Annotated in this window: 19 protein-coding genes; 5 read left to right on the forward strand and 14 right to left on the reverse strand. The window is 38.0% G+C overall.

What is annotated here, in order from left to right:
• Positions 1-392: 392 nt before the first annotated feature.
• The 4 genes from DCO44_RS08010 to ftsY all read right to left on the reverse strand — a co-directional run bounded on the left by DCO44_RS08010 (position 393) and on the right by ftsY (position 4,039).
• Entirely contained in the window at positions 393-1,046 is a 654-nt protein-coding gene (locus tag DCO44_RS08010; RefSeq protein WP_116760777.1) for a DUF2057 family protein, read from the reverse strand.
• Between the two features lie 251 nt (positions 1,047-1,297).
• Positions 1,298-1,891: a nitroreductase family protein gene (locus tag DCO44_RS08015; protein ID WP_116760779.1), complete on the reverse strand. Its 594-nt coding sequence runs from the start codon at positions 1,889-1,891 to the stop codon at positions 1,298-1,300.
• A gap of 183 nt (positions 1,892-2,074) precedes the next feature.
• The gene (locus DCO44_RS08020; protein WP_116760781.1) at positions 2,075-2,761 is read right to left on the reverse strand and encodes a nitroreductase family protein; all 687 of its coding nucleotides are present in this window, start codon (positions 2,759-2,761) and stop codon (positions 2,075-2,077) included.
• 174 nt (positions 2,762-2,935) lie between these two features.
• On the reverse strand, positions 2,936-4,039 hold the full coding sequence (gene ftsY, locus DCO44_RS08025; protein ID WP_116760944.1) for a signal recognition particle-docking protein FtsY: 1,104 nt from the start codon (positions 4,037-4,039) through the stop codon (positions 2,936-2,938).
• Between the two features lie 234 nt (positions 4,040-4,273).
• On the opposite strand from ftsY, the gene DCO44_RS08030 reads away from it, so the two are divergent.
• Together DCO44_RS08030 and DCO44_RS08035 are read left to right on the forward strand one after the other, a co-directional pair.
• On the forward strand, positions 4,274-5,584 hold the full coding sequence (locus DCO44_RS08030) for a M16 family metallopeptidase (RefSeq protein ID WP_416224523.1): 1,311 nt from the start codon (positions 4,274-4,276) through the stop codon (positions 5,582-5,584).
• 15 nt (positions 5,585-5,599) lie between these two features.
• Positions 5,600-7,228, forward strand: coding sequence for a M16 family metallopeptidase (locus DCO44_RS08035; protein ID WP_228157531.1), 1,629 nt, complete (start codon positions 5,600-5,602; stop codon positions 7,226-7,228).
• A gap of 290 nt (positions 7,229-7,518) precedes the next feature.
• Here the strand turns inward: DCO44_RS08035 and DCO44_RS08040 are convergent, their stop codons facing one another.
• Positions 7,519-7,881 carry a hypothetical protein gene (locus DCO44_RS08040; protein ID WP_116760785.1) on the reverse strand — a complete coding sequence of 121 codons (363 nt, stop codon included), beginning with the start codon at positions 7,879-7,881 and terminating at the stop codon, positions 7,519-7,521.
• Positions 7,882-8,100: 219 nt separating this feature from the next.
• Between DCO44_RS08040 and DCO44_RS08045 the strand changes: the two genes are divergently transcribed.
• The 3 genes from DCO44_RS08045 (at position 8,101) to DCO44_RS08055 (ending at position 9,431) form a co-directional block, all read left to right on the forward strand.
• Entirely contained in the window at positions 8,101-8,334 is a 234-nt protein-coding gene (locus DCO44_RS08045; RefSeq protein ID WP_016166270.1) for a hypothetical protein, read from the forward strand.
• A 140-nt stretch (positions 8,335-8,474) separates the two neighbouring features.
• Positions 8,475-8,849 carry a DUF2750 domain-containing protein gene (locus DCO44_RS08050; protein WP_116760948.1) on the forward strand — a complete coding sequence of 125 codons (375 nt, stop codon included), beginning with the start codon at positions 8,475-8,477 and terminating at the stop codon, positions 8,847-8,849.
• A gap of 150 nt (positions 8,850-8,999) precedes the next feature.
• Positions 9,000-9,431 (forward strand): CBS domain-containing protein, encoded by a 432-nt coding sequence (locus DCO44_RS08055; RefSeq protein WP_116760787.1) that lies wholly within the window; start codon positions 9,000-9,002, stop codon positions 9,429-9,431.
• Between the two features lie 60 nt (positions 9,432-9,491).
• Here DCO44_RS08055 and trpB read toward each other — a convergent pair whose 3' ends face one another.
• From trpB to DCO44_RS08100, 9 genes are all read right to left on the reverse strand, one after another.
• The gene (gene trpB, locus DCO44_RS08060; RefSeq protein WP_116760789.1) at positions 9,492-10,700 is read right to left on the reverse strand and encodes a tryptophan synthase subunit beta; all 1,209 of its coding nucleotides are present in this window, start codon (positions 10,698-10,700) and stop codon (positions 9,492-9,494) included.
• Positions 10,701-10,769: 69 nt separating this feature from the next.
• Positions 10,770-11,957 (reverse strand): vWA domain-containing protein, encoded by a 1,188-nt coding sequence (locus DCO44_RS08065; RefSeq protein ID WP_116760791.1) that lies wholly within the window; start codon positions 11,955-11,957, stop codon positions 10,770-10,772.
• A 13-nt stretch (positions 11,958-11,970) separates the two neighbouring features.
• Positions 11,971-12,822: an AAA family ATPase gene (locus DCO44_RS08070; protein ID WP_116760793.1), complete on the reverse strand. Its 852-nt coding sequence runs from the start codon at positions 12,820-12,822 to the stop codon at positions 11,971-11,973.
• 20 nt (positions 12,823-12,842) lie between these two features.
• Positions 12,843-13,226 carry a hypothetical protein gene (locus DCO44_RS08075; protein ID WP_116760795.1) on the reverse strand — a complete coding sequence of 128 codons (384 nt, stop codon included), beginning with the start codon at positions 13,224-13,226 and terminating at the stop codon, positions 12,843-12,845.
• Positions 13,227-13,246: 20 nt separating this feature from the next.
• Positions 13,247-13,552, reverse strand: a complete 306-nt coding sequence (locus tag DCO44_RS08080) for a YcgL domain-containing protein (RefSeq protein WP_116760797.1) — start codon at positions 13,550-13,552, stop codon at positions 13,247-13,249.
• 132 nt (positions 13,553-13,684) lie between these two features.
• Positions 13,685-14,827 carry a ribonuclease D gene (locus DCO44_RS08085; RefSeq protein WP_116760799.1) on the reverse strand — a complete coding sequence of 381 codons (1,143 nt, stop codon included), beginning with the start codon at positions 14,825-14,827 and terminating at the stop codon, positions 13,685-13,687.
• Positions 14,828-15,066: 239 nt separating this feature from the next.
• A complete protein-coding gene (gene recR / locus DCO44_RS08090; protein ID WP_116760801.1) occupies positions 15,067-15,663 on the reverse strand; it encodes a recombination mediator RecR in 597 nt (198 codons plus the stop codon).
• A 56-nt stretch (positions 15,664-15,719) separates the two neighbouring features.
• On the reverse strand, positions 15,720-16,049 hold the full coding sequence (locus tag DCO44_RS08095; RefSeq protein WP_116760803.1) for a YbaB/EbfC family nucleoid-associated protein: 330 nt from the start codon (positions 16,047-16,049) through the stop codon (positions 15,720-15,722).
• Positions 16,050-16,076: 27 nt separating this feature from the next.
• The gene (locus tag DCO44_RS08100; RefSeq protein ID WP_116760805.1) at positions 16,077-17,264 is read right to left on the reverse strand and encodes an O-succinylhomoserine sulfhydrylase; all 1,188 of its coding nucleotides are present in this window, start codon (positions 17,262-17,264) and stop codon (positions 16,077-16,079) included.
• Positions 17,265-17,284: the final 20 nt, after the last annotated feature.

Here is a 17,284-nt window from a genome sequence, read left to right on the forward strand (position 1 = left end):
ACTTCGAGTAATTTCTACCATCAATCAATGAAAATAATTTCGATCAATCAATCAGTAAAAATCCACACAAGTTGTTCTTCATAATCTCTTAATGATCTTTCTAACACCTCGTCAGTGCTAGAAGCTGGACTTCGATAAACTCAACAACTCAGCGCTTCGCGCTTCGTTCGTTTCCGTCTATCTCGTCGGTATGGGGTGCATTCTATAGAGTTTTGGTATGAGTGCAAGCACTTTTAACTAATAATCGCGGAATACGCCACCAAGCGATTAGTAATTAATCAAACCGACCATTTAAAACACTAAATTTAGCATCAGAGCGCATTTTTACAGATTGCTATACAAAAAAACTCAGTACACATACATATACTGAGTTCATTTATATTGGAAATAGCTTAGTTTGTTTGTTCAGCCACCCAACCCATGAATTTTTGTCGTTCTACTTTATTTGCTTTTTTCCATAGTTCAATTAATTGTTGATCTACAGTGATAGCATTTGACTTGGTATTTGTCGCAACTTGTGGTGTCGAAGGCTGTGTATATACAGCTGGCGGCTGATTGGCGGGCGTAGAATTCTTTTGTGTTAAATCTAATGCCCCACCAAACATGCTACGGCTTAACCATGGTTTTTGTTCTGTATTTGCACCAGTTTGCTGAACCAAAATTTGTTGCTTTTTATCTAAAAGCGCGATTGTAGGTTGCTGTGCGTATTTTTTTGCATCTTCAAATGTTTTTGGTGCATTGATTAAAGCTAGTTGATAAGTTTCATTGTCTTGAAGGCTTGGGGTTTTTAAAGTAACAACACCTGATTTAACGATATCATGCTCACCAGACATATGTTCAAAATACTGAATGTAGCGAACGCTAATGTCTGAACTACCCGCATCTAATTTATAGGCATTATTTTCTGAACGGAATAACCCTGTATTCACTTCTTGATCATTTACCGCAAGAATCTTGATTGCTTCTGGAGCTGTGACTGTAACCGCAGAAAATACCGAACTACTCACCATTAAAGCCGCTGTAGCAAATGTTAAACGTAAAGCCATTTTGCCTTCTCTTGATTCATTGTTAAATTTTAGTTGCACTATGCAAGTTATAAATGACAATTTTATGACAAAGTCATTTTTGAAATGCAACCGATTTCTTTAACTTATTTTTATATGCTTTACACAATAGATGATATTGGCATTTGGTCGAGAGGAACGTCCGAATGTACATCTTGTATATACTTAAATATAGAGCTTTGATCATTTAACGATACCGCAATCATCAATGTAGATGACTGCGGTAAAGGCTTTTAGTTAAATGTTTTAAAGCGAATGTTATCGTCTAAATATGTTTTCTCACCAGCCGGTGCTTCGATTGAACCCAACACCAATTGCGCTCGTAGCTTCCAATGGCTTGGAATGTCATAAGTTGCTGCAACTTCAGCATCGATCACAGGATTATAGTGCTGTAAGGATGCACCAATATTATGTTCAGCTAATATTGTCCAAACCGCATGTTGGGCAATTGCTGATGAATGCTCTGACCATACAGGGAAGTTATCTGCATATAGTGCAAATTGCTCTTGCAATGATTTCACAACATCTTGATCTTCATAAAAAAGAACAGTAGCGTAACCCGCAGAAAAACTGTCTATTTTTTTACTTGTATTTTCGAATGCTTCTGCTGGAACCATTTTACGTAAGGTTTCACGTACAATTTCCCAGAACTTATGGTGTGATTGACCAAACAAGCTAACAACGCGTGAGGTTTGAGAGTTGAAAGCTGATGGGCTTTCACGTACAGCATCTTTAATAAGCTGCTCAACTTCAGCTTGCTCCAACTTTACATTCTTTCCAATTGCGTAAATTGTACGGCGTTTTTTCATATGATCCAAGAATGCCATTATTTTTTCCTCATTCATTTGTTCGTTTAAATAGAGAGTTATATCTCAATTGACTTAGGGATATCTTAAGTCCTTTGTAAATTATATAAAGACCTATCATTGTGACAGTCTGTTTTATATTTAGAACGTTCAATATATTACAAGATTTACTCTATTAAAGATCAAACAATATTGTTTATTCTTTTACTTAAAAACCAAAAATTCTGCTTCTTTCTTGGTAGCATCAACATACTCAGCATCTTGTTCGACAGAACCAAATACCAGTTGGGTTTGCAATTTCCATTTTGTACTTATTTTAAAGTATTGAGCGACTTTGTAATCAATTGACGGACTGTAATAATTAAAGTTCGCTCCTATTCCTATTTCTGCTAAAGCCATCCAAACTGCATATTGCGCCATTCCTAAACTCTGTTCTGACCACAATGGTAATTCTGCTGAATTTAAAGGTGAATTCTTTTGCAAGTTTTCGATGGCTGTTTGATCCTCAAAAAATAAAACTGTTCCATAAGCCGCGTTGCATTTCTGAATCTTTATTGCAATTGCTGGAAATAAGTGTTCAGGTATTTGTGTTTTTTGAATCTCTTGAACCAAATGCCAAAATTCCGTATGTGCTTTGGAAAATAGAATAACAATACGTGTGGTTTTCATGTTCACTGCCGATGGGCAACTTAAAACAGCGGCATGAATCAACTCGCTTAAATATGCTTGATCATATGCTAGGTTCTTACCTAATTTCTGTATGGATTGGCGTTGTTGTAATTGTTGAAGATAATCCGATTCCTTTGAATCAGTTTCATTTTTTCTATTAAAAATTAAGTCCGTTGTAATTTCAGTTGTTAGCACTTGGCTAAGTTTATCTAATAGTGCCATTGATTACCCCGTAAAACCCAAATACACATATTTTTTTTAAGGATTTTATTCTAACGCCAAATTTCTGGGAAATAACCATTTACTTTAGAAAGACTGTTCTCTTTTAAATCAACTAAATACCCTAAAAAAGATAAACTCCGCACTTTGCGGAGTTTATGTGAAATAGACTGCTTTTTATTTTTCTGTTTCAAATAAAGCAGCTACAAATGATTTTGCCGAGAACGGTCGTAAATCATCAATTTTCTCACCAACACCAATAAAGCGAATTGGAACATGAGTGCGACTTGCAATATTAAACAGAACACCACCTTTTGCTGTTCCATCTAATTTAGTGATCGTAATACCTGTAAGACCAACAGCCTCATCAAACAATTCTACTTGGTTAATTGCATTTTGACCTGTACCTGCATCTACCACCAACATAATTTCGTGAGGTGCTGTGGCATCAATTTTTTGCATAACACGCTTAACTTTCGTCAATTCTTGCATCAAATGACTTTTGTTATGCAAACGTCCTGCGGTATCGGCAATCAGAACATCTACACCTTTCGCACGTGCACTTTCAAAAGCATCGAAAATGACAGAAGCACTATCTGCCCCATGACCTTGAGCAACCACGGCGATATTGTTGCGCTCACCCCAAATTTGCAATTGCTCGGTTGCTGCTGCACGGAAAGTATCCCCAGCCGCAAGCATGACTTTTTTACCCTCACCTTGCAAACGCTTAGCCAATTTACCAATAGTGGTCGTTTTACCTACACCATTTACACCCACGACCAAAATCACAAATGGATTTTTGTTTGGATCGATATGCAAGGGTTTAACTCGCGGAGCCAGCAAGTTAACCAATTCTTCTTGCAATGCTTTATATAAAGAATGCGAATAAATCAAATCGCCGCGCGCTGTACGCTCAGTTAAATTAGCGATAATTGCTTTGGTCGCATCTACGCCAATATCTGCAACTAAAAGCTGCTCTTCAACTTCTTCAAGGAGTTCATCATCAATTTCTTTGCCACCGATCAAAATATTGACCATACCATCGGCAAAGTTTTTACGGGTTTTGGTTAACCCTTCTTTCATTCGGTTAAAAAAGCCGCCTGTTGACTTTTCGACAGTTTGCTCATCGGAAGTTTTTTGAACTGGAGTAAGAGTTTCTTCAGCTTTTGGAGTCTCAATAATGGGCACATTTACCGCAGGTAAACTTGGTAAAGTTACATCGTCATCCCCAATATCAGCATCAATCAAAAATTTATTTTGCCCAGTAGATTGTTGTTGCATGCCGAATCCTTTGAAAAGCAGCGCGTTAAAAGTTAATAATTTTAGCATAAAAGATAAGGATTTTCCTTATCTTGCCGTATCGTGTAAATCAGCTACAAAAAGCTACACCCTTACCTTGCATTTACAAATGATTTTCTTAAGAATGAATTTAAATACCAAGGTTTGTGAGCTTCCTAAGTGTTTGGCAAAAATAATAATAAACGCCTAAAACAACCCGCTATACTCTTAGCCATATTGATCTGCATTTGTCCAGTTTATGCAAAACCTCAAAATTATCTAACACCCTCAACCTCAAAATATACTTTAGACAATGGGCTTAAAGTCATAATCCGCGAAGATCATCGCTCGCCTATGGTCATGACGCAAATTTGGTATGCTGTTGGTAGCAGTGATGAATCAGGGAATCTTTTGGGTATTTCGCATGCCTTAGAACATATGATGTTTAAAGGCACAATCAAAGTACCCAATGATGAATTTACTCGTTTAAGTCGACTGTATGGTGGGAGTGTGAATGCTGCAACTTTTACCAACTACACCTACTATTATCAACTCTACCAAAAAGACTTTTTAGCTTTAGCATTGGAATTAGAAGCTGATCGGATGAGTAATTTACTGCTCAGACAACAAGATTTTGATACTGAAATTAAAGTTGTTATGGAGGAACGGCGCCAAAGAACCGATGATAATCCTCGTGCTCTCGCATCTGAGCGGTTTAAATGGATTGCTTACCCAACCAGTCACTACAGGCAACCTGTAATTGGTTATATGAAGAATCTAAATACCCTTCAATTAGACTCTCTTAAAAAATGGTATCAAGACTGGTATGCTCCGAATAATGCTATTTTAGTTATTGTTGGTGATGTAGATACCCAGCAAACACTTCATCAAGTAAAACAATACTTTTCTGCTATTCTAGCAAAAGTATTAGCTCAAAGAAATGAAGTTCAGGAATATACAAATGTTGGCTATCGCTACATGGAGGTTAAACTTCCTGTACAAGTTCCAAATCTCCTTTTGGCTTGGAATGTTCACTCTTTAGCTACCGCAAAAAATCCACAAGATGTCTATGCACTCGTTATTATCAAAAATATACTGGATAGCGGTATAACTTCTCGTCTTCAAAAAAATTTAGTACGCAATCAAAAGTTAGCAACTTCAATCAGTGCCTCTTATGATCCATATAATCGTGGTGATAGCCTTTTTAGTATTACTGCCTTACCTGTAGAAGGCGTTTCACTGGAGGAGATTGAAAAAGCTGTATTGGTTGAAATAGAAAATTTAAAAAACAGCCCTGTATCTGATGATGAAGTAAATCGTGTAGTGACAAGATATATGGCTGATTTGATTTACAGCCAAGATGATATTGCGGGACAAGCCAGAATGATTGGAATATTGGAAGTGAATGGTTTGAGTTATCAATTAGTTGAGCAATTACAACAACATTATGAAGCTGTTACCCCAGAAGATATCCGGCGCGTAGCCAATATCTATTTCAACCCAAAAAATCTAAGCAATATGCACATTCTTCCTGAACAACAAAAATAACCCATGGAGAAGCAAATGTGGAAATTTCATTTATGTATCATCACTTCTTTTTTATTTTTACCTGCCAGTTTCGCAGAGGTTATACAAAATACAGAAACAACAAACGAGTTCAGCTCAATTTCTCGGCTACAAAGCCTAAAAAATATTCAGGAAAATCCACATCAAACCGCACCCTTCGTACACGAACTGAATAATCGCTTTCATGTTCGATCACTGTTTGTGGAATCGCCAACTTTACCGATAATCGACATTCAACTGACATTTAATGCAGGTTCAGCACGAGACTCTGAAATTGGCACTAATCTTTATGGTTTATCCAATATGGCCGCACAACTTATGGATGAAGGAACAACCAACTACACAGCACAGGAAATTATTTCAACTTTTGAAAGTGTTGGAGCTAAGTTCAGCGTGGCTGCATATCGAGATATGTTTATCATTAAATTAAGAACCTTATCCGATCCTGAAAAGTTACAACCCGCAGTGGCAATGATACTTGAAGTGTTGAATCACTCTACTTTTAAGACGCCAAGTATTGATTTAATGCTCAGTAATACCGCTGTAGGGCAAAAGCAATTAAAAGAAAATCCAGATCGTATGAAAAATATTGTGTTTTACCGTACTTTATATGGCAAACACCCTTATGCCGAACCAGTTACAGGAACTCAAGCCAGCATTAAACGCATCACGCCTGAAAATTTGATTGAGTTTCGTAAGCGATTTTTAGTCCGTAATAATTTGAACATTGCAATTACTGGACAATTAAATCCGAAAGACGCATTAAAGCTGTCAGAAAAAATAGCGAAACAATTACCTGAAGGCAGCAAAGCAAAGCCACTACCTACTCCAATTATGCGTAAAGATTTTAATATTCGGCATATCCCTTATGCATCAAGCCAAGCACATGTTGTCATGGGCGAAATCGGAACGACTCGTGATGATCCAGATTATTTAGCACTTCAAGTAGCTAATCGCATATTTGGAACAGGAGGATTTAATTCCATTTTGAATCAAGAACTCCGTGTTAAACGAGGTCTTACCTATGGTGCATATAGTAATTTTAATTTCATGCAAGCAGCAGGCCCCTTTAGCTTAGGCTATTCAACAGAACAGGAAAATTTGTTAGAAAGCATTCAGATTGCACATCAAGCCTTGGTCTATTTCATCCATACTTCAATTGATGAACAACAGCTTGAACAAGCCAAATTAGGCATGATACGAGCTTTTCCAAATCACTATAGTAGCAACGCCACGATTAATGCTCAGTTAGGTGCTATGGGGTTTTATCATTTACCTGCTGATTACTTAAATCGCTACAGTGAAAAATTAAATGAGTTAACCGCTATTCAAGTGCAAAACGCGATCCGAAAGCATTTACATCCAGATCGACTCACCCTTGTAATTTTCAGCAAAAACCTAGATAAATCTACCTTAGAACACATCTTGCAAGAAAACTTAAACACGAGTAAGAAATTAGCTACACCCAAAACGACACTTCCTAAAATGGGCGAACAGTATCATCCGCCAAAGGAGGAAGCTCCGTTGCCTGATTCTTCTCTGTATGATATGCCCGCATCAATTTCAAGTAATGACCTATGGTCACCTGATGCTTATACAAAAGTTGATCTGCCATATCTTGAGTAGAAGGATAATATGCTTGCCGAGATAACTGTTTAATTTGATGATATTGCTCTGGTGTCACAGGTCTAAATAAGGCAAAAGTAGCAAAAAAAACAATCGCACCAATAATTAATACGACCAAGAAATAATATAAATTCTCTAATTTAAACTGATCAAAAAAATGAATAATTTTTTGCTTTGCGCTATGCATACACTACCTCGAATGAGTAGGTAGTGTAGGTTGGCTACTAAAGAATCTCAAGTTTATTTGCCCAGTCTTAACCTCAACTGGCTAAAAATGGGCAAATTCTGTCTTAAGCACTTATAATATTACGGACTACAGCAAAATAAAGGATAAAAGCAATAAACGCTAATGCCAGTACAATGGTAAATACACCTACACCATGTTCTGCATCCGCAGGATGCAAGTCCTCATCATCTGCAATTCTACGCAGTTCCCCATCGTACATTTTATAAAATTCAACACGCTGTTGTGGCTCCAGTGTTCGCGTAAAATCATACACACGCTTACGCTGAGCCAAACAATATTCCCCTAAATGAATTTCATTGTGAAAAATGGCCTCATCTAATTGTTGACGATGATAGTGAGCCAATTCAATAATTTTTTCCGCGTTCAGTGGTAAATCAAAAGTAAAACCATCTATTGTATTTGTCATATTATTCTCCTTTTAATTACAGTATCCTGTAGATCCATAATAATAAAAAAACTTTTTGACTATTGTTTAATCATGTAACTTGAATTTATTTGTGCAACCCCCATCTGTTATTTGACTTTTCATCTAATATGTAATATTAGTTTAATAATACTTAGTTAAATTAGTATGAAGACTATAAAAGTCTAGCTGTGCAATCATAATTACAATAAGGAGTTATCTATGATTCAACAAATTTCTCATCATGAATTAGAACATGTGTATGCTAACGCGGTAAACACTATTCAATCGCAAATGAACTTTTCAGAAGCAGTTTTACAGTTGGAAGACGCTGCCCGTGCAGGTCATGGTAAAGCAGCAATGTTTTTAGCTGAACTTTATTATCAAGGTTTTCGTGTAGAACGTGATTCTCTTAAAGCTCAGTACTGGCAAAAGATGGCCACGATGCAAGCATAATGAAACGTCACTTAGGTGGCGTTTTTTTTTGAGCTTTATTTTTCAAAAAACATATTTACTTACGATTTTTCGCAAAGCTTACACTGAAATTTAACCTAACCTTTTTACAATAACTCATGACTTCACAACGTTTGTCCAATATGAAACAAATTAGTCAATTACAACCAATCTCAAAAGACTTATTCTTTAAAATTACTATTCTTAAATCCATGATGTACTGCGGTGTGTTATGGGGTTTATACAATCAAGGCTGGGCAATCATGTCCGACCAAGATGATTTTATTTTTCCGTTCTGGATGAATAGCGTTCAAGCACATAAATATGCCGAAGTACATTGGCCAAGCTATACCCCTCGCAGGATTACACCTGCTGATTTTCAAAAATCATTATTGCCAACTTTAACTCGGCTCAAAGTCATTCCTGCACTATGTAATTCTTCTAGCCAAAAATTTAAACTGACCACTCAGCAAATGCGCCATTTTTTCTTTGCTGATCTACAGTTTCAACCCACATAAGACCAACTTTAAAGCAAATTAAATTAGGTGTTCCCTTTGACACCTAATTTTTTTAATTTTATGCAATTTATGACTCTTCAGGTATTTGCATTTTGCATATTTCAAGTTAAGTTAAAAGTCAAACAATAAACAACATCAGAGATGAATAATATGACTAAAGTTGCACAAGTCCTTCAAGATAAATCCGAACAGTCAATTTTTACAATTCGTCCAGATTCTACCGTATTTGAAGCAATTACACTTATGGCGGACAAAGGCATTGGCGCTTTAGTCGTTACACAAGACGAAAGAGTCGTTGGTATTGTTTCTGAACGTGATTACACGCGTAAAGTCGCTTTACTGGAACGAACTTCTTCTTCCACCAGCGTGAATGAAATTATGACTGCAACTGTATTGACCGTAACAACCAACACCAGTATAGAAGATTGTTTGGAGTTAATGACTGATCGCCATCTACGCCACTTGCCTGTGGTTGAGAACGAACGACTGATTGGTTTAATTTCAATTGGTGACTTAGTAAAAGCAGCAATGGCAGATCAGAAAAACTTGATTGAGCAATTACAACAATATATTTCTGGATAATGAAATATAGGTCAATATATAAAAAAGGTCAGCATATGCTGACCTTTTAAAATTTAAGCTTTAATTTAGACCAAGTTTGTCTGCAACATAATCAGAATCTTTATCACCACGACCAGATAAATTCACCACGATTTTCACATCTTTGGGTAATTGGGGTGCTTCACGTAATGCCCATGCGACTGCGTGTGAGCTTTCTAGTGCAGGTACAATTCCTTCAACACGTGACAAAGTCATAAACGCATCTAAACACTCTTGATCCGTTGCTGTTGTATATTCAACTCGCCCTAAATCTTTAAGGAAGCTATGTTGTGGTCCCACGCCCGGATAGTCCAAACCAGAAGCAATTGAATGCACAGGTAATGGTTCACCTTGATTATCTTCCAATACATAACATGCCATACCATGGATTTGACTTGGTTTACCCAATGTTAAGGTCGCTGAATGCATAGCTGTATCCAAACCATGACCAGCAGGCTCAACACCCACCAATTTTACATCTGTATCGTTTAAAAATGCTGTAAACGCACCGATTGCATTAGAACCACCACCTACACAAGCAACAACATAATCAGGATTTTTTCCAAAACGGTCTTGAGTTTGTACTTTAATTTCTTTACCAATAATACTTTGAAAATCACGTACCATTTTTGGAAATGGATGTGGCCCCACGACAGAACCAATCGCATAAATATAGTTTTTCGGATCGTTTAGATATTCCTCAAAGGCACTATCTACAGCATCTTTTAAGGTTGCTGTACCACGCGTAACCGAAACCAGTTTTGCACCAAGAATCTTCATTTTCACAACATTTGGATGTTCTTTCTCAATATCCAATTGCCCCATATGAATTTCACAAGGAATTCCAACTAGAGCGCAAGCCGTAGCTAAAGCCACACCATGTTGTCCCGCGCCTGTTTCCGCAATGACTTTGGTTTTACCCATGTACTTCGCAAGCAATGCCTCACCAAGACAATGGTTAATTTTATGTGCGCCAGTATGGTTCAGATCTTCGCGCTTTAAATAAATTTGCGCACCACCCAATTGCTCAGACAAACGCTTGGCGTGAAATAACGGACTCGGTCGACCAACATAATTTGCAAATAAATCTGCAAGTTCATTTTGAAATTCTGGCGTATGACGAATTTCTTCATATGCCACGTTAATTTCATCCATTGCTTCTTTAAGATGTGGAGGAATAAATTGACCACCATAAGGTCCAAAAAAACCTTCAGCATTGGGTAAATCTACCCCATTAATTTGATGATTCATCGCTTATTCCCCCTTTATCACATTTATTATTTATCAAATACTTAATACTTGCTTAGAAACATAAAATATTTAACGTGCTAAGTATTTGGTTAAATCCTCTACCCCTTTTAAGGTCATCGGATACATATGCTGTTCAAAAATCTGTTTGATTGCACCAATGGTTTGCGTGTAATGCCAGTAATTTTCTTCTTCAGGATTTAGCCATGCCGTTTTATCAAAATGCTGACGTAAGCGATGTAGCCACACCTGCCCCGATTCATCATTCATATATTCAACAGAACCACCTACTGAATTCAGCTCATAAGGTGCCATACTTGCATCACCTACCACAATTACACGATAGTCACGACCATAAGTATTGAATAAATCCCATGTGTTCATGCGTGTATTGGAGCGACGCACATTATCTTTCCATACATAGTCATACAAACAATTATGAAAATAGAAATACTCGAGTGTTTTAAATTCTGTTTTTGCTGCACTAAATAATTTCTCACATTGTGCAATATGAGAATCCATTGAGCCACCCACATCAAACAACATCAAGACTTTAACGCGGTTACGGCGTTCAGGCACCAATTGAACATCCAAAATGCCCTGTTTGGCAGTTTCTTTAATAGTGCCATCTATATCCAGTTCTTCGGCAGCACCTTGACGAGCAAACTTACGCAAACGGCGTAATGCCAATTGCATTTGACGTGTCCCCAAAATCTGCTCATCATCCAAATTACGGTATTTGCGCTGTTCCCAAACTTTTACTGCGGAACGCTTCCGCCCTGGTCCACCAATGCGTACACCCTCAGGATGATCTCCGTAAGCACCAAAAGGAGAAGTCCCTCCTGTACCAATCATCTTGTTTCCACCTTGATGTTTTTTATGCTGTTCGCGTAATCGCTCTTCCAACATTTTCATCAATTCTTCAAGGGAACCCGCTTTTTTCAACTCTTCACGCTGTTCTGGTGTGAGATGCTTTTCTAATAATTCTAGATCAAACCAATCTTTGGGCAATTGCTGAACTTGATTAAGTAATTCATCCAAATTAAAAGTAGAAATACCATCAAAGTAGTCTTTCATGCCCCGATCAAATTTATCGAAGAAACGCTCATCCTTCACCATAATGGTTTTGGCAAGCTGATAAAACTCTTCTTGATCGGCAAATACCAAGCCTGATGCGACCGCCTCATTCAGATCAATGAGTTCTCGTGTAGATACAGGCACACCATATTTGCGTAAGGTATAAAACAAGCGCACAAACATGCGTGTTTCTCCTTTAGCGACGCGACATAAAGGCTAAACGCTCAAGCAACTGTACATCTTGCTCGTTTTTAATCAATGCACCATACAACGGTGGAATCGCTTTAGATTTATCATGGTTACGCAATACATCTTCTGGCATATCATCTGCCATCAACAGGCTTAACCAATCAATCAATTCAGAGGTTGAAGGCGGTTTTTTTAGCCCTGGAACCTGACGTAATTTAAAGAAAACTTGAAGTGCTTCATTCACTAAAGCAGTTGAAACCTGCGGAAAATGTACATCAATAATTTCACGCATGGTTGCTTCATCAGGAAACTCAATATAATGAAAGAAACAGCGACGCAAAAATGCATCTGGTAATTCTTTTTCATTATTTGAAGTAATGATGACGATTGGACGTTGAGTCGCGGTAATGGTTTCGCCTGTTTCATACACAAAGAAAGACATTTTATCGAGTTCGTGCAATAAATCGTTTGGAAACTCGATATCTGCCTTGTCAATTTCATCAATCAACAACACACAGCGTTCTTCACTGGTAAATGCTTCCCACAATTTACCGGGTTTAATGTAGTTTTTAATGTCGTAGACACGGTCATCTCCCAACTGGCTATCACGCAGGCGTGAAACCGCATCATACTCATACAAACCTTGCTGTGCTTTGGTTGTAGACTTGATGTGCCATGTGATGAGTTTTAAACCCAAGCTTTCTGCCACTTGCTCTGCCAATAAAGTTTTACCCGTTCCTGGTTCCCCTTTAACCAATAATGGCTTTTGCAATGCACGTGCAGCCTTCACTGCAAGCTTTAAACTATCAGTCGCGATGTACTGACTTGTACCCGTAAATTGTTGAGCATCAACAGACATAAGATAACCTTATTTTTTATTTAAAGTGGTGAACTTTTCTTGTTAACTACAGAAATTCCGCGTTTATCACTATATTTAGACCAGCAATAGCCCACGATCAACCCTAAACCAAGAACACATAAAATTGCAGATAAATTAAACCAGATGAGCGGGTTTTCTTTAGTCAGTATGCCAAACATTAGACCAAAAAATGCAGGTGCAATCGAAGCATTTGTTCCTTCAGAAACCGTTGGTGTCAACATGACAGCAAAAACAACCACCCAACTAATCCCACCAAACGGTTTTGGTAGGCGCTTCGCGATTGCATACCAGCACCATAAAATAATGATGCTGCCTAGCAAATACACACTGACTGCAATCGTATCTTCAGGAATTGTGTCTAAAATTGAAAGAAAATTATTCATAGTACAACTCCTGAAAAAAATTAAGCACCACGTAAGCCTTCTGGCGCTACTGCATTCGGGTTAATTAACCCTTCTGGTGGCATTTGAATAAAGAAACCATTAGTTTCTATCGAATCTATCACGTGTAATACATTCACACGTGCTAACTTGCGTGTCTCGGTCAACTCGATATGCATAACAAACGTCGCGCGACCAAAAGCAATACGTAAGGCTTCTGGAACAACGTCTAATGGATTAGATGCTTCTGCATCATTTTCAGAAGGAAGATGAGCAACATAAAGATACATCTCGTCTTTTTTGCTCGATTTATAGATTGAACAATGCATGCTTGGAACATTACTTAACTTAGAAAACACAGCGCCAAGCATACAACAAAAAATAATCTGATTCAGTAATGATTATTAACGCAGCAGTCGTCAATTTGTCTAAGTGTCAATTCTTTAAACAAATTTGAGTGGCTATTGTGCAATTTTCATTTGTGTAGATAAATATTGCTGATCTGCATGTAATACTTGAATGAGCGGCTTGGTCAAAAGCTCATAGCGCCATCCTAGTAAATAATTTGGTAAATCTTGTTCAGCGCGCCCAGACACAACATGCTGATACACAGCATTGAGCCACTTTTTACGCAGTAAGACTTCCTTCGGAACCATTGTTTCATTCACCACATTTTGAATGACCGCATCGACCTTATTACCAATTTCTTTAGACGAGTGGCGGATTGGGCGTGCCATACGTAATGGCCATTCTTCTTGAGCTGGTAAAAACTTCAATAAATCTAAAATAGTTTTCCCGTGCTCACGTAGAATATTTTGACGAATATCTTTGATATTGCACAATTGGAAATGATTTTTTGGATTCTTCTCAACCAAATCAATCATGCTTGAATTCTTAAGAATAAAACTACGCGGTTGATTTAGTGCTTTAACCATCTGCTCACGCCAAACTGCCAATTGCTGTAATTGCATGAGTTCACGGCGTGAATGTCGATAATTTCCAATATCTTGATAGAGCAAAGTCAGTGGAGTTTCTTGACCAATTTCATAGGTCAGATTTCGGCAGTCTTCCTGAGCAAAATCTAACAAGTGTTTTTCTTGCAACTCAGATCTAACTTTTTGTGCCAATGCCATAATATACAGCACATCATTCGCAGCATAATTGAGTTGTTCAGGCGACAGTGGACGTGCCAACCAATCTGAACGGGTCTGATCTTTATCAATATCTACATTGAGCATTTGCTTCAGTGCATTTTGATAACTGACTTGCAAGCCATGACCTAAAAATGACATCCCTATTTGGGTATCAAACACATTACTCAGTGACTTATCTTGTGCGTAATGATAAATCAAATCAATGTCTTCACCACAAGCATGAAACACATTCAACTGCGCAGTAAATATTTTTTTCCAGAACCCACTTAAATCTAAAGTTGTTCCATCTAACAAATAGACTTGGTCAGCAACGTTAATTTGGAACACCCCAAGCTTTGGCCATAAGGTATCCACTTTAATAAACTCTGTATCAAGCCCATAAATGGAATTTTGATCCATGATGGACAAAAAGTTATTTAAATCTGTTTGGTGCTGAATAAACTGAAACATACTGCCGAGTCTAGGAATAGATTCTCTAAAAAGGTATCTTACCTTATATATAACAATTATCTATAAAAATTTTAATTTTCTGCTAAAGAATTAGTTAAATTTTAGTGTATAAGCTCTATTTACCTGTTTATTGATATTTTTTTTATATCATTGATTTTTATAAAATATACCAATCGTTAAAATAATATTCAAAATTTAAAGGACTATCTCTCTAAAGTGAACATGAAACAAGTATTCACTTATTTCATGCGCATCCGGTTATGTACAGCCTGACTTAAGGTGTGGCTGTCTACATACTCAAGCTCCCCGCCTTGTGGTACACCTTGTGCAATTCTTGTCATATGTACTGGCAGATGCTTACAGGCTTCAACCAGATAATGCGCGGTTGCTTGACCTTCAACAGTCGCATTGGTTGCAAGAATCACTTCTGTGATTTTGCCATCTGTTAGGCGATGCACCAAATGCGGTATACCAATTTCGTCTGGTCCAATACCATCCAGTGGTGACAAATGTCCACCTAAAACATGATATTTCCCGCGAAAACTTCCACTTTGCTCAATTGCCATGACATCTGCTGGAGACTCAACCACGCACAATAGCTGGTCATCACGCTCTGTTGATAGGCAAATATCACACACTTCTTCTTCTGTGAGTGAATGGCAAACACAACACTCATGAATATGATTTGTCGCTTCTGTCAAAGCATGGGCTAAACCCACTGCACCTTCCCGATTTTTCATAATCAGATGCAACGCCATACGCTGTGCAGACTTTGGCCCCACACTTGGTAAAATTCTTAAAGCTTGAACCAATTGTTCAAATCGATCACTAAACACGGTTATTCCTATATAAAAATACCTCCCTAAAAAGGGAGGTAAGCAACCACTTGGGATTAGAACATTCCCGCAAGGCCTGGTGGCAAGCCCATACCCGAACTCGCACCTTTTAAGCGCTCTTCAGAAATAACTTCTGCCTGACGTGCAGCATCATTCATTGCAGCCGCAATCAAGTCTTCAATCATATCTGGATCATCTTGCAACAATTCAGGATTAATCTCGATGCGCTTCACTACATTACGGCAAGTCATAGTCACCTTAACCAAACCACCGCCTGCTTCCGCATGAACTTCAGTCTGTGCAAGCTCCTCTTTGGCTTTTTTAAGATTAACTTCCATATCTTTTTGCATGCGTTGTGCTTGTTGCATCAGCATATTAATGTTCATAAAAATCTCCGAACATAAAATTAAAAATTAGATTAAGTCTAAACCACGTGCGATATCACGAATAATATCATCAATATCTTCTAAACCAACAGAAACACGAATTAAACCTTCACGAATACCTGCTGCTTGTTTAGCCTCAGCCGACATTCTGCCGTGCGATGTAGTCGCAGGATGGGTAATCGTTGATTTAACATCTCCCAAGTTACTGGTAATCGATAAGAAGCGAGTGTTGTCGATAACCGTCCAAGCCCCTTCACGCTCGCCTTTCACGACAAAAGAAACCACACCACCAAAACCAGATTGTTGTTTCTTCGCCAGTTCATGCCCTTCATGGTTTGGTAAACCCGCGTAATACACTTTTTCAACTTTTGGGTGCGCATCGAGCCATTCTGCTAATTTCTGTGCACTAGTACAATGTGCTTTCATGCGTAAACTTAATGTTTCTAAACCTTTTAAGAAGATCCACGCATTAAACGGGCTCATAGAATTACCGAGTGTACGAATAACACCGTTAATTTCTTCAACCAATTTATCCTTACCCACAACCGCACCACCTAAAGCACGACCTTGACCATCAATATATTTCGTTGATGAATAGATAATCAGGTCTGCGCCAAACTTAATTGGTTGCTGTAAAATTGGGGTACAGAAAGTATTATCGACTGCAAATAAAGCATCATGTGCATGGGCAATATCAGCAATCGCCTGCATATCCCCCACTTGAGCCAATGGGTTTGATGGTGTTTCAATAAATAAAAGACGTGTATTGGGACGAATCGCTTGTTTCCAACCGTCTAAATCTTCCAAGTCTACAAATGTTACATCGACACCAAATTTGATGACATATTTTTCAAACAGCGAAATGATCGAACCAAAGACAGCACGTGAACACACGACATGATCACCCGCTTTTAAATAAGCCAAAGTCACAGCATGAACTGCTGCCATACCAGAACTGGTTGCCACTGCACGTTCAGCACCATCTAATACAGCTAAACGTTTTTCAAATGCCTGTACAGTAGGGTTGGTATAACGTGAATAAGTATTACCTTCAATTTGTCCTGAAAATTTGGCTGCCGCATCTGCTGCATTTTCGCATACGAAAGAAGATGTTAGAAAAATTGGCTCACTATGCTCACCTTCAAAAGTACGTGTGTGACCGGTACGAATCGCTAAAGTGTCTAATTGATATTCGATGTCGTCGTATTGGCTCATTTCTACGATTCAGTTCTCAG

The sequence above is a fragment of the Acinetobacter sp. AM genome (genome assembly GCF_003105055.1).
Taxonomy (GTDB): domain Bacteria; phylum Pseudomonadota; class Gammaproteobacteria; order Pseudomonadales; family Moraxellaceae; genus Acinetobacter; species Acinetobacter tibetensis.